10 protein-coding genes are annotated in these 13,739 nt (G+C 41.9%); 9 read left to right on the top strand and 1 reads right to left on the bottom strand.

Annotated features, from left to right (window positions below; genetic code table 11):
• The first annotated feature begins 93 nt into the window (after positions 1-93).
• The 7 genes from G8O30_RS12670 (at position 94) to G8O30_RS12640 (ending at position 10,303) form a co-directional block, all read left to right on the top strand.
• Positions 94-939 (top strand): 3-hydroxybutyryl-CoA dehydrogenase, encoded by an 846-nt coding sequence (locus tag G8O30_RS12670; protein WP_239672422.1) that lies wholly within the window; start codon positions 94-96, stop codon positions 937-939.
• A 29-nt stretch (positions 940-968) separates the two neighbouring features.
• Positions 969-2,105 carry an acyl-CoA dehydrogenase gene (locus tag G8O30_RS12665; RefSeq protein ID WP_239672421.1) on the top strand — a complete coding sequence of 379 codons (1,137 nt, stop codon included), beginning with the start codon at positions 969-971 and terminating at the stop codon, positions 2,103-2,105.
• A 24-nt stretch (positions 2,106-2,129) separates the two neighbouring features.
• A complete protein-coding gene (locus G8O30_RS12660; RefSeq protein ID WP_239672420.1) occupies positions 2,130-3,269 on the top strand; it encodes an acyl-CoA dehydrogenase in 1,140 nt (379 codons plus the stop codon).
• Between the two features lie 19 nt (positions 3,270-3,288).
• Complete coding sequence (locus G8O30_RS12655; protein WP_239672419.1) at positions 3,289-3,930, top strand: TetR/AcrR family transcriptional regulator; 642 nt, start codon at positions 3,289-3,291, stop codon at positions 3,928-3,930.
• Positions 3,927-7,187, top strand: coding sequence for a fused isobutyryl-CoA mutase/GTPase IcmF (gene icmF / locus G8O30_RS12650; protein WP_239672418.1), 3,261 nt, complete (start codon positions 3,927-3,929; stop codon positions 7,185-7,187). Before G8O30_RS12655 ends, icmF begins: the two co-directional genes overlap by 4 nt.
• 737 nt (positions 7,188-7,924) lie before the next feature.
• The gene (rpoE, locus tag G8O30_RS12645; RefSeq protein ID WP_239672417.1) at positions 7,925-8,476 is read left to right on the top strand and encodes a DNA-directed RNA polymerase subunit delta; all 552 of its coding nucleotides are present in this window, start codon (positions 7,925-7,927) and stop codon (positions 8,474-8,476) included.
• A 213-nt stretch (positions 8,477-8,689) separates the two neighbouring features.
• Positions 8,690-10,303, top strand: coding sequence for a CTP synthase (locus G8O30_RS12640; RefSeq protein WP_239672416.1), 1,614 nt, complete (start codon positions 8,690-8,692; stop codon positions 10,301-10,303).
• A gap of 905 nt (positions 10,304-11,208) precedes the next feature.
• On the opposite strand, the gene G8O30_RS12635 is transcribed toward G8O30_RS12640, so the two are convergent.
• The gene (locus G8O30_RS12635; protein WP_239672415.1) at positions 11,209-11,751 is read right to left on the bottom strand and encodes a DUF2529 family protein; all 543 of its coding nucleotides are present in this window, start codon (positions 11,749-11,751) and stop codon (positions 11,209-11,211) included.
• Between the two features lie 264 nt (positions 11,752-12,015).
• On the opposite strand from G8O30_RS12635, the gene G8O30_RS12630 reads away from it, so the two are divergent.
• Together G8O30_RS12630 and G8O30_RS12625 are read left to right on the top strand one after the other, a co-directional pair.
• Positions 12,016-12,393 (top strand): response regulator, encoded by a 378-nt coding sequence (locus G8O30_RS12630; protein WP_239672414.1) that lies wholly within the window; start codon positions 12,016-12,018, stop codon positions 12,391-12,393.
• 285 nt (positions 12,394-12,678) lie between these two features.
• Positions 12,679-13,536, top strand: a complete 858-nt coding sequence (locus G8O30_RS12625; protein ID WP_239672413.1) for a class II fructose-bisphosphate aldolase — start codon at positions 12,679-12,681, stop codon at positions 13,534-13,536.
• The last annotated feature ends 203 nt before the right edge of the window (positions 13,537-13,739 follow it).

Below are 13,739 nucleotides of genomic sequence, written 5' to 3'. Positions count from 1 at the left end.
TGGAAAGCGGCCGAACTCCGGCGAAAGCGACCAATCTTCGGTGTAAAGCGACCAAACATCAGTAAAAGCAACCAAAATAAGGAGGATACCAACATGAAAGAAATTATGGTAGTCGGAGCTGGCCAAATGGGCTCCGGTATTGCACAAGTGGTAGCCCAAGCTGGAATTCCAGTTTGGCTCCACGATATCTCGGAGGAGAGTGCGCAGCGTGGCGTGGCAGGGATTGCAAAACTTTTAGCTAGAAACGTAGAAAAAGGACGTATGACTGAAGCGGATTCTCAAGAGATACTTCAAAGAATAAGACCAACTGCGGATCTTCAGATGGCGAAGTCAGTCCATCTTGTTATTGAAGCTGCAACGGAAAGAGTGGAGATAAAGAAATCAATCTTCCAGCAACTAGACGAGATTACTCCTCCTGAAACCATTTTAGCAACTAACACATCTTCGTTACCGATAACGGATATTGCTGCCGTGACGAAACGACCTGAAAAAGTGATCGGCATGCATTTCATGAATCCGGTACCTGTTATGAAATTAGTGGAAATCATTCGTGGTCTGGCCACAACACAAGAAACATACGATACGATTCATCAGTTAACGCTTCAATTAAATAAAGTTCCAGTAGAAGTAAATGACTTCCCTGGATTTGTCTCCAATCGTATTTTGATGCCAATGATTAATGAAGCAATTTTCACCTTATATGAGGGTGTTGCAACGAAGGAAGCAATTGATGAGGTCATGAAACTTGGAATGAATCACCCAATGGGACCACTGACACTTGCTGATTTTATCGGCTTAGATACTTGTCTGTACATTATGGAAACGTTGCATGAAGGGTTCGGTGATGATAAGTACCGACCGTGTCCACTTCTTAAGCAATATGTGATGGCAGGGTGGTTAGGGAAGAAGACAGGAAGAGGTTTTTACGAGTACAACTAGATTTATGAACAGGAGGGTGAGGGAAAAACATGACACATTTTTTAACGGATGAACAAATAATGGTTGCCAAGATGGTTAGAGACTTTGCAAAAGAACGCGTCGAACCATGGATTCCTCGAATGGAAGCAGGAGAATTTCCAAGGCCTTTACTAAAAGAAATGGCGGAACTGGGTTTAATGGGGATGACCATTCCAGAGAAATACGGCGGAAGTGAAATGGACTTTACCAGCTATATTCTAGCAATTCATGAACTATCGAAAATTAGTCCTACTTTAGGAGTGATTCTATCCGTTCATACTTCTGTTGGAACAAACCCAATTCTTTACTTTGGTACGGAAGAACAAAAGCAATACTATGTACCGAAATTAGCTTCTGGCGAATGGTTAGGGGCCTTCGCTTTAACTGAACCTGGTGCAGGCTCAGATGCTGGTTCACTTCGAACGAGAGCAGAGAAAAAAGACGGTGCCTACATCTTAAACGGTTCCAAGATCTTTATTACTAACGGAGGAGAAGCGGATACGTATATTGTATTTGCGACGACCAATCCGAAGCTAGGTACGAAAGGCATTTCTGCTTTCATCGTAGAAAAAGAGACACCTGGCTTCATTATTGGAAAAGACGAAAAGAAAATGGGGTTACACGGATCTAGAACGACAGAAATTATATTGGAAAATGTGAAAATATCTGAAAGTCAATTACTTGGCAAAGAAGGTGACGGGTTCAAGGTTGCTATGGCTAATTTAGATTCCGGCAGGATCGGTATTTCGGCGCAAGCGCTAGGGATCGCTGAAGGAGCCACGGATGCTGCAATTGAGTATGCCAAACAAAGAGTACAATTTGGCAAACCAATCTCTCAACAACAAGGAATCGGATTCAAGATTGCAGATATGTCGACACGAGTTGAAGCGGCAAAACTACTTGTGTATCGTGCTGCTATGTTACGTTCGAACAACCTTCCATGTGGAAAAGAAGCTTCCATGGCGAAGCTTTATGCGTCCGAAACAGCTATGCACGTAGCGACGGAAGCGATCCAAGTATTTGGTGGATATGGATATACGGAGGAATACCCAGTAGAGAGATATTTTAGAGATGCAAAAATTACGCAAATATATGAAGGAACAAGTGAGATTCAGCGCATCGTTATCTCGCGTCAATTGCTTCATTAACATACATAAAAGGGGATGGGGAATATGCAATTTAAATTATCAGAAGAACACGAAATGTTACGAAAAACAATCCGTGAGTTTGCTTTAAACGAAGTGGCTCCAACAGCAGCAGAGCGAGATGAAGAAGAGCGTTTTGATATGGAGATTTTTGAAAAGATGGCAGAGCTCGGTTTAACAGGGATTCCGTGGGATGAGAAATACGGCGGAATTGGCTTTGACTACGTAGCTTATTGTATTGCGGTGGAAGAATTATCACGAGTTTGTGCATCCACTGGTGTAACGTTATCCGCACACACTTCCTTAGCGGGGTGGCCTCTATATAAGTTTGGGACAGAAGAGCAGAAACAAAAATTCCTGCGACCAATGGCAGAAGGAAAAGTTATTGGTGCCTATGGTTTAACGGAACCTGGCTCCGGCTCTGATGCTGGTGGCATGAAAACCAATGCTAGAAAAGTAGAAGGTGGCTACATTTTAAATGGATCTAAAATCTTCATCACAAACGGAGGGATTGCTGGCATTTATATCGTATTCGCCGTCACTGATCCAGAATTACGCCAGCGCGGGACTACTGCATTTATCGTAGAGAGTGACACAAAAGGATTCTCTGTTGGAAAGAAAGAGAAAAAGCTTGGGATTCGTTCTTCGCCAACGACAGAAATTGTATTTGAAGATTGCTTTATTCCTGAGGAAAACCGCTTAGGAGAAGAAGGGCAAGGTTTTAAAATTGCTATGATGACACTTGATGGTGGTCGAAACGGGATTGCTGCTCAAGCAGTTGGGATTGCACAAGGTGCACTAGATGCTTCTATCGCGTACGCAAAAGAGCGTGAACAGTTTGGAAAGCCAATTAGTGCGAATCAAGGTATTGCATTCAAACTTGCAGATATGGCTACAACCATTGAAGCATCCAGACTATTAACGTACCAAGCTGCATGGTTAGAGTCAGAAGGGCTTCCTTATGGAAAAGAATCTGCCATGTCAAAATTAATGGCCGGTGACACCGCGATGAACGTAACGACGGAAGCTGTGCAAATCTTTGGTGGTTACGGATACACAAAAGAGTACCCAGTAGAACGTTACATGCGCGATGCGAAAATTACCCAGATTTACGAAGGAACACAAGAAATTCAACGTCTAGTAATCTCTAGAATGCTGACAAAATAAACGAAATGGAGGACAGCCCATGACAGGTCGACGAGAAGTGCAAGCCTCGGTGAAAGATGAACGTCTAGTCTTACAACGAAGGGAACAAATGATTGCCGGGGCTGTCCGTCTCTTTAAAGAAAAAGGATTCCATCGCACCACGACAAGAGAAATTGCAAAAGCTGCCGGCTTTAGTATAGGGACTTTATATGAATATATTCGAACGAAGGAAGATGTGTTGTATCTCGTTTGCGACCATATCTATGATACCGTTCGAGCAAGACTTGATCATATTAATTTAGATGTGCGAACAGTGGAAGGTCTTCAATCTGCCATAGCGCACTATTTTCTCATTATGGATGAGCTGCAAGATGAGGTATTGGTCATGTATCAAGAGGTCAAATCACTGACGCGTGACGCTCTTCCATATGTTTTGCAAAAAGAAAAAAACATGGTTGATATGCTGCAGAAAATGATTCAACGCTTTGTTTCTACACATAAACTGCCCTTAACAGAAGATGGTGTGCATCTCCTAGCACATAACATGTTTGTCCAAGGACAAATGTGGGCGTTTAGGCGTTGGGCACTTCGAAGTACGTACACGCTTACCGATTATACGAAACACCAAACAGAATGGTTAATTGCTATATTATTAGAATCAAAAAAGGGGGAAGTACGATGATTACTACGGTTTATCGTCCGAGACATCACGTTCGTTTTATTACTGCATCCAGTTTGTTTGACGGTCATGATGCCTCCATTAATATTATGCGAAGAATTCTTCAATCTACAGGAGCAGAAGTTATACACTTGGGCCACAATCGCTCCGTAGAAGAAGTGGTGAATGCGGCAATTCAAGAGGATGCGCAAGGAATTGCGATTTCTTCTTATCAAGGTGGTCACATAGATTACTTTAAATACATGGTTGACCTTCTAAGAGAACGAGGAGCTGGGCATATTCGCGTCTACGGTGGTGGAGGTGGAGTGATCATTCCACGCGAAATCAAAGAGCTGCACGAGTATGGGGTAGCGCGCATCTTTTCTCCAGAAGACGGTCGGAAGCTAGGGCTACAAGGAATGATTAATCTCATGATGGAAGAATGTGATTTTTCCACCACTGACACATGGAATATGGAAGAAGAATTGGAGAAAGTAGCGAAAGCGGAAACCGGCGCACTAGCTCGATTGATTACATGGGTAGAAAATAAAGGGGAAGCCCCAGTAGAAACAGCTGTAACAACCGAAGTGCTTTGGGATGAAGCGAAAGCTGTAGAGAGAAAGCAACCGGTTTTAGGTATCACCGGGACAGGTGGAGCTGGGAAAAGTTCTTTAACAGATGAGTTGATTCGCCGATTCTTGATGAATATTCCCGATAAAAAAGTGGCAATTCTTTCTGTCGATCCAACAAAGCAACGTACTGGTGGAGCTTTGTTAGGTGATCGAATTAGAATGAACGCAATTTTTAACCCTCGCGTTTACATGAGAAGTTTGGCTACAAGGGGATCTCGTTCCGAACTGAGCGCGTCCATTCAAGATGCGATAACTGCTACAAAGATGGCGGGATATGATCTCATTATCGTGGAAACTAGTGGAATTGGCCAAGGTGATGCGGATATTACAGACGTTGCAGATATCTCGATGTATGTGATGACTGCAGAGTTTGGAGCACCTTCTCAATTAGAAAAAATAGATATGCTTGATTACGCTGATCTTATTGTTATCAATAAATTTGAGCGTAGTGGCTCGGAGGATGCTCTTCGTCAAGTTCAAAAGCAAGTACAACGAAATCGAATGCTGTTCGAACAAGAATTAACGGAGATGCCGGTGTATGGAACAATAGCTAGCCAGTTTAATGACGCTGGGACGAATGCACTTTTCTCAGCCATTATAGAGAAGGTAAATGCGGCTTCAAATCAAACATGGCCTGTGCCATTTGAGAAAAACGTCAAAGTGGAAAAGCAAAATCGTATTATTCCAAACGATCGAAATCAGTATTTGCGTGAAATAGCGAAAACAGTGCGGATGTATCATCAAGAAGTAGAGCAAGAAGTGGTAAAATTAGCAGATTATCAGGCTCTTAAAATCACTTCAACGTTAGTGGCTAACCAACCTGATGCCGTTCAAAGTGCTATTCAAGGCCTATTAGATGATGTCACGATGAAACTGCGTAATGATACGCTCTTGACTCTTTCTAACTGGGAAACATTGAAGCAGAGCTATCAGCAAGATGAGCTTGTAACGAAAGTACGAGACAAAGAAATTCGTACAAAACTATATACGACTAGTTTAGCAGGATTACGTATTCCTAAAGTGGCCCTACCAAAGACAACGGACGCAGGAAGTGTGTACCGTTGGCTGAAAAAAGAAAATGTACCAGGTGTGTTTCCTTTTACAGCGGGAGTGTTTCCGTTTAAACGGGAAGGAGAAGATCCTAAACGTCAATTCGCTGGAGAAGGTACACCGGAAAGAACAAATCGACGCTTCCACTATTTATCAAAGGATGATACGGCAAAACGACTTAGTACAGCGTTTGATTCCGTTACACTTTATGGGGAAGATCCGAACGAACGTCCTGATATTTACGGGAAAGTCGGAGAGAGCGGCGTTAGCATATGTACGGTAGAGGATATGAAAAAGTTGTATGCAGGATTTGATCTTTGTCACCAAATGACGTCTGTTTCCATGACAATTAATGGTCCAGCACCAATTATTCTTGCCATGTACATGAACACGGCAATTGAGCAACAATGGGAGAAACAGGAGAAAGAGCTTGGTCGACCTTTGACGTTAGAGGAAAAAGAAGAAGTGAAAGCTTGGACGCTGAAAACGGTTCGTGGTACAGTACAGGCGGATATTTTAAAGGAAGATCAAGGACAAAACACCTGTATCTTCTCAACGGAGTTTGCTTTACGCATGATGGGTGACATTCAGCAATATTTTATCGACCATCAAGTGCGTAACTACTATTCTGTATCTATTTCTGGTTACCATATTGCGGAAGCAGGAGCAAATCCTATTTCTCAATTAGCATTTACATTAGCTAATGGCTTTACCTATGTCGAATACTACTTAAGTCGAGGGATGAATATTGATGAATTCGCACCGAATTTATCTTTCTTCTTCTCCAATGGATTAGATCCAGAATACACAGTAATAGGCAGAGTGGCTCGTCGAATTTGGAGTATTGTCATGAAGGAAAAGTACGGTGCTAATGAACGTTCCCAAAAGCTGAAGTACCACATTCAAACTTCAGGTCGTTCGTTGCATGCGCAGGAAATCGACTTTAACGATATTCGCACGACGCTTCAAGCATTATTGGCGTTGCAAGATAACTGTAATTCCCTTCATACAAATGCGTATGATGAAGCCATTACAACCCCGACAGAAGAATCTGTTCGACGTGCAATGGCGATTCAAATGATTATTACAAAAGAACATGGCTGGTCTAAGAACGAAAATCCAGTTCAAGGCTCCTTTATCGTGGAAGAACTAACAGATTTAGTCGAGGAAGCGGTCTTGGCGGAATTTGATCGCATTAGCGAACGTGGAGGAGTCCTTGGAGCAATGGAGTTACAATACCAACGTGGAAAAATTCAAGAAGAATCCATGCATTATGAACACCTAAAGCACAGTGGTGAACTCCCGATCATTGGAGTAAACACATACCAAAATCCAAACCCTCCATCGGAAGAATCTATTGACTCCATGGAACTTGCAAGAGCAACAACAGAAGAAAAACAACAACAAATCAATTCCCTACGTGCCTTCCAACAAAAGCACGAGGAAGCAGCACAAATTGCACTTAAAAAACTACAACAATCAGCCACATCAGGTGGAAATATCTTTGAAGCCCTAATGGAGACAGTGAACGTAGCAAGTCTTGGGCAAATTACGAACGCACTATACCAAGTCGGTGGACAATATCGTCGCAACATGTAGAGTATAAATAGAAGGAATGGTATTTTTGGGGCTCAATTTCGTGAAACATAGTTTCGCGCGCCTTTCAGCATAACTGAAAGGTAGGTAGAACAACAAGAAGTCGCCGAGAAAGCTTGCTTTCTCTAAAGACTTCTTGTTGTTCTACCTAAATGAGCCCAAAAACCAATCCAAAGAATTTGCAGCCAACAATTACTTTCAAGATAAACGAAAGGAACAAAACTAGTTCCAGTAAAAAAGCAAGATACATAACCTCACCATCATCACAAAAGCCCTACCATTAACGATTTCTTTACAAAAGATACCTTTTATTTAGGATATAATAGGAGGAGATGATATCATAGAACCAAAGAAATGGTTGGGGCGTGTGCAAATGAAGAAATTTCTTGTCTATATCCTAATTGGGCTGCTACTGATGGTCACGCACTTTTTATACATCCGTCAACTCGGCGCCGTTCCTTTTTTACTAGCCGCTTTATACTTTTATTATCGTGCATATCAAGAATGGAAGACTAACCGGACCACAGTAAAAACGGGACCGAAAAAACATTCTTGAAAAAATTTAAGGAAATCTACCACTATATCTAGCATAAATTCATGTGCGTTGTTTATAATGGGAAGTATGCATTTATGCCGTAGGGACACGTATGTCTATTTTCCATGACTATTTGTCCTAAAACAGGCTTGTCTATATACAAGAGGCTATGAACCTCTTTTTCGTAGAGAAAGGAAGTGCCAAGATGAGTGTAAGAGAATTACCACAAGATCAGCTGCAAGAAATGTCTTTCATTGAAGTAGCGACTGCACTATTAACAGAATCAAAACAACCAATGACGTTCCAAGAGATGGTGGATGAAATTTCCTCTATTCTATCTTTATCTGAGGAAGAAACAAAAAGAAGAATGATTCCATTCTATACAGATTTAAACGTAGATGGTCGTTTCTTAGCCGTAGCGGAAGGTCGCTGGGGACTTCGTGCTTGGTATCCACTTGACCAAGTAGAAGAAGAGCAAGCTCCAACTATTAAAGTGCGTAAGAAAAAAGCAAAAGCGGAAGATGAAGAAGATGGCTTCGACGATATCGAAGAAGATCTTGACCTTGAAGAGTTAGATGACTTTGAAGACGAAGATCTAACAGATGAGGAAGACTTTGATGATATCGATGAAGACGACGATGAGGAAGATGATGACGATCTAGAAGTAATCGACGAAGATTTAGACATTCTTTCTGATGATGAAGAGGAAGACGAAGAAGATTTAGAAGATGATCTAGATGAGGATGAAGAGCTGTAAGCTTGAATAGTTAGAAATATCTTTTCATATTGACTTCCGCCGTACAGGCGAGTAATATGGTGTTTGGGCTCTCATTGAACGGAAACTTCAAGCGCTCCCTTAATATTTTAAGGGGGCGCTTTTCTGTTTATATGAGAAAAATCGTATCTACATGTATATAAAAAGCGACCCGAGACATACTCGAAAAGCAGAGACTGAAGGGAGTTTTCATCCATGACAAAGTATATTTTCGTAACAGGTGGCGTTGTATCTTCTCTAGGAAAAGGTATTACAGCTGCATCACTAGGCCGTTTACTTAAAAACCGTGGTTTACAAGTAACTATCCAAAAGTTTGACCCATATATCAACGTAGACCCAGGTACAATGAGTCCGTATCAGCACGGGGAAGTTTTCGTAACAGATGACGGTGCAGAAACGGATCTAGACTTAGGTCACTACGAGCGTTTTATCGATATTAATTTAAATAAATTAAGTAACGTAACTGCTGGTAAGATCTACTCTACTGTTTTACGTAAAGAGCGTCGTGGAGACTACCTTGGTGGAACAGTTCAGGTAATTCCTCACATCACGAACGAAATCAAAGACCGTGTATACCGTGCGGGTAAAGAAACAAATGCGGATGTTGTAATCACGGAAATCGGTGGAACAGTTGGAGATATCGAGTCTCTTCCAGTTCTAGAAGCAATTCGTCAAATTAAGAGTGATATTGGTCGCGAAAATGTTATGTACATCCACTGTACATTAGTACCTTACATTAAAGCAGCTGGTGAAATGAAAACAAAACCAACACAACACAGTGTAAAAGAACTTCGTAGCTTAGGTATTCAGCCAAATATTATCGTTGTTCGTACAGAAAGCCCAATCTCTCAAGACATGAAAGATAAAATTGCATTATTCTGTGACATCGATAAGCATGCTGTAATTGAGGCTCGCGATGCAGAAACACTTTACTCTGTGCCATTAGCCCTTCAAGAGCAAAATCTTGATCAAATCGTTGTCGACTACCTAGGCTTAAATGCTGGGGAAGCAGACATGACGGAATGGATGAACCTTGTAGAAAAAGTGACCAATTTGAAAAAGAAAACTCGTATTGCCCTAGTTGGGAAATATGTAGAACTTCAAGATGCCTACATTTCTGTAGTAGAAGCAATGAAACACGCTGGTTATGCATATGATGCTGATATTGAAATTGATTGGATTAATGCAGAGCATGTAACTAAAGAAAATGTTGCAGATCTTCTTCAAGAGGCAGACGGTGTGCTAGTTCCAGGAGGATTCGGGGATCGAGGAGTAGAAGGGAAAATAGAAGCTACTCGCTTTGCTCGAGAAAATAAAATTCCTTTCCTTGGTATTTGTTTAGGTATGCAGCTTGCTTCTATTGAATATGCACGTAACGTTTTAGGTTTAGAAGGTGCGCACTCTGCAGAGATTGCTCCAGAAGCACCTTACGCAATTATTGACTTACTTCCAGAGCAAAAAGACGTAGAAGATATGGGTGGTACGCTTCGCCTTGGACTTTACCCTTGTAAACTAACACCAGGAACAAAAGCGTTCGACGCTTACAGCGAAGAAGTAGTTTATGAGCGTCACCGTCACCGTTACGAGTTCAACAATGAATTCCGACAACAAATGGAAGAAGCGGGATTCACTTTCTCTGGGACAAGCCCTGATGGCCGCCTAGTAGAAATTATCGAACTTGTTGATCACCCATGGTTCGTGGCATCTCAGTTCCACCCAGAGTTCACATCAAGACCAACTCGTCCACAACCACTATTCCGTGACTTCATCAAAGCAACACTTGATGTAGCAGGGAAATTAGAAGATTAATGAACGGAAGTCACCCTTTTGATGAGGGTGGCTTTTTCTTGTGGTATAGAAGCATAGGAAAAGTGCGATTAGATATACCAGAGGAGAGTCCCGCGGTATAGGAGAAGGGAGAAAAAAGAGCACAGGTATACCAGAGGAGAGTCCAGAGGTATAGGAGAAGGGAGAAAATAGAGCTCATGTATACCAGAGGAGAGTCCCCTGGTATAGGAGAAAGGAGAAAAACGAGTTCAGGTATACCAGAGGAACGTCCCGCGGTATAGAAGAAGGGTGAAAATAGAATTCAGGTATACCAGAGGAGCATCCAGCGGTATAGAAGAAGGGCGAAAAAAGAGTTCAGGTATTCCAGAGGAGCGTCCCGTGGTATAGAAGAAGGGAGAAAATAGAGCACAGGTATACCAGAGGAGAGTCCCGCGGTATAGGAGAAGGGAGAAAAACGAGTTCAGGTATACCAGAGGAGAGTCCCGCGTTATAGCAGAAGGGAGAAAAGGGAGTTCAGGTATACCAGAGGAGAGTCCCGCGGTATAGGAGAAGGGAGAAAATAGAGCACAGGTATACTAGAGGAGAGTCCCGCGGTATAGCAGAAGGTCGAAAATAGAGCTCAGGTATACCAGAGGAGCATCCAGCGGTATAGAAGAAGGGCGAAAAAAGATTTTAGGTATACCAGAGGAGAGTCCAGCGGTATAGAAGAAGGGAGAAAAACCAGTTCAGGTATACCAGAGGAACGTCCCGCGGTATAGAAGAAGGGAGAAAAACGAGTTCACGTATACAAGAGGCACATCCCGCGGTATAACAGAAGGAAGAAAAGCTTGTTCAGCTATACCGCAGTCTCACTCAACATCGATTCTCCTATCACTCACTGTATAAACAAAAAACAGACGCCTCCCAGCGCCTGTCCATAACCAATCTTAATCTTCTTCTTCTTCAAACAACTCTTCCGCAAATTCCATATATACAAAAAACAACTGATGGTAGCTATACAAGGCGGCTAAGGCACTCGGGAATCCCATTCTAGTACCATCTTCTTTCGGTAACATTGGCTTTCCGACTCCAGTATATAAGAAAGAGTCTGCCAAAGTATGAAGACCTTCTTCATCCTTTCGGTCGCGCTCTACTTCTGCAATTGCAACGAACGGGATATTGGCAGCAACTAGTTTTTTGGCCAAAATCATTGCGGCTGGATTATGCGCAAAGCGAGAGACAACTAGCACTCGATCGACAGAGGTCAATGCATCGACATCATCTAGAACCTTGGCGTTTGGCCAAGGTTCCGCACCAACAGTAGCCTCTAATTCAACAGCAGCCATTTCACCAAAACCTTTAACATATACGGAGCCATCCCCAACTAATACCTGCGCCAGAAGTCTTGCAGCGACTTCATATTCGAACTCATTTTTACTGGAGTTTCTGGAGAATAATCCAGTTAACTGAGTGGTAAACATTTTCAACATTATGTCACGTCCTTTAATCCTAATGTCCCACATTATAGCGAACTGCATCTGTTTATGTAAAATATATTGAAAAATAAGCAGGAATCTAGGAGTGTAGAGAGAACTAAGTACAAATACACCCATTTTTTGTTAATAATTTCAAAACTGCACCTATAAATATGAGTGTGGTGCCTAAAAGTTCATTCCAGATATTGTTTTCCCAATAAACCTACTATTTCCATAGTCGAATGGAAGTAGTACAATGGAAAAAGGAGGAGATACAACATGAAAGAAAAAATTCTGATTGTGGACGATCAGTTTGGGATCCGTATCTTGTTAAATGAAGTGCTTTCAAAGGAAGGCTACGAAACGTTTCAAGCTGCAAACGGTTTTCAAGCGCTAGATATTGTCCAAAAACACGCACCACATTTAGTTCTCCTAGACATGAAAATTCCAGGAATGGATGGTATTGAAATCTTAAAACGTATGAAAGTCATCGATCCAGCAATTCGTGTGATTATCATGACAGCTTATGGGGAACTTGATATGATTCAAGAAGCTAAAGACTTAGGCGCTTTAACACATTTTGCAAAACCATTTGACATCGACGATATACGTAAAGCAGTAAAAGAGTACATTGTTACAGTACCATCGGAATCTTAATTTATACATATCTAAAATAACTGTCGGTATCGGCAGTTTTTTTCGTGAGCAGTAAAACGGAATCAATGTAAGAGAAGGACTTTATTAATAAACCCCAACATAATAGTAAAAACTAAACTTTGTGAAAAAAATTTAGTCGAAAGTTGGTATTCGTGCACGAAATTTGGTATCATACGAATGACATTCAACCAACCTATAGAGAGTAACGCACGTCTATATAGAGAAATGACGTGCAACGATATTCGTGCTTTTGGCACAGAAAAACCCAATTTAGGAGGACATCTCATGCCTTTAGTTTCTATGACAGAAATGCTTAACAAAGCAAAAGACGGCGGTTATGCTGTTGGACAATTTAACTTAAACAACCTTGAGTTCACTCAAGCGATCCTTATGGCTGCAGAAGAAGAAAAATCTCCTGTAATCCTAGGTGTATCTGAAGGTGCTGCTCGTTACATGAGTGGTTTCACTACAGTTGTTAGCATGGTAAAAGGTCTTATGCATGACCTTAACATCACTGTTCCTGTAGCTATCCACCTTGACCACGGTTCAAGCTATGACAAATGTAAAGAAGCAATCGATGCAGGTTTCACATCTGTAATGATCGACGCTTCTCATGACCCATTTGATGTAAATATCGAAACAACGAAAAAAGTAGTAGAATATGCTCACTCTAAAGGTGTTTCTGTAGAAGCTGAACTAGGAGTAGTTGGCGGACAAGAAGACGATGTAGTAGCAGAAGGCGTTATCTATGCAGATCCAGAAGAGTGTAAAACGCTTGTAAAAGAAACTGGTATCGACTGCCTAGCTCCTGCTTTAGGTTCTGTTCACGGTCCTTACAAGGGTGAACCAAACCTAGGTTTCAAAGAGATGGAAGAAATCGGAGCAGCTACTGGTGTACCTCTAGTTCTTCACGGTGGAACTGGTATCCCAACGAAAGATATCCAAAAAGCGATTTCTTTCGGTACTGCGAAAATCAACGTAAACACAGAGAACCAAATCGCTTCTGCAAAAGCAGTTCGTGAAACACTTGCTGCGAAAACAGAAGAGTACGATCCACGTAAATATCTTGGACCAGCTCGTGATGCAATCAAAACGACTGTTCAAGGTAAAATGCGCGAATTCGGTTCTTCTAACCAAGCTTAATAATCATCACAAAGAGAAGCCACCTACATATTTGTTAGGTGGCTTTTTGTGTTATTCTTTAGAAGTAGAGAGTGCAATGGGATTTCCGCTGCAGGGGGATGCTTTCCACGGAGCGAGCAGCTTGAGCCTTCACGCCGCTACAGTACGTGTTCCTGTGAGGTCTCAGCTGCCCACCTTTCCCGTAGGAGTCGCCCCCTTCCGCT

Source organism: Mangrovibacillus cuniculi (assembly GCF_015482585.1).
Classification (GTDB): domain Bacteria; phylum Bacillota; class Bacilli; order Bacillales; family R1DC41; genus Mangrovibacillus; species Mangrovibacillus cuniculi.
Note: the sequence above shows the minus strand (reverse complement) of the source record. Positions and strands in the feature narration are given on the sequence as shown.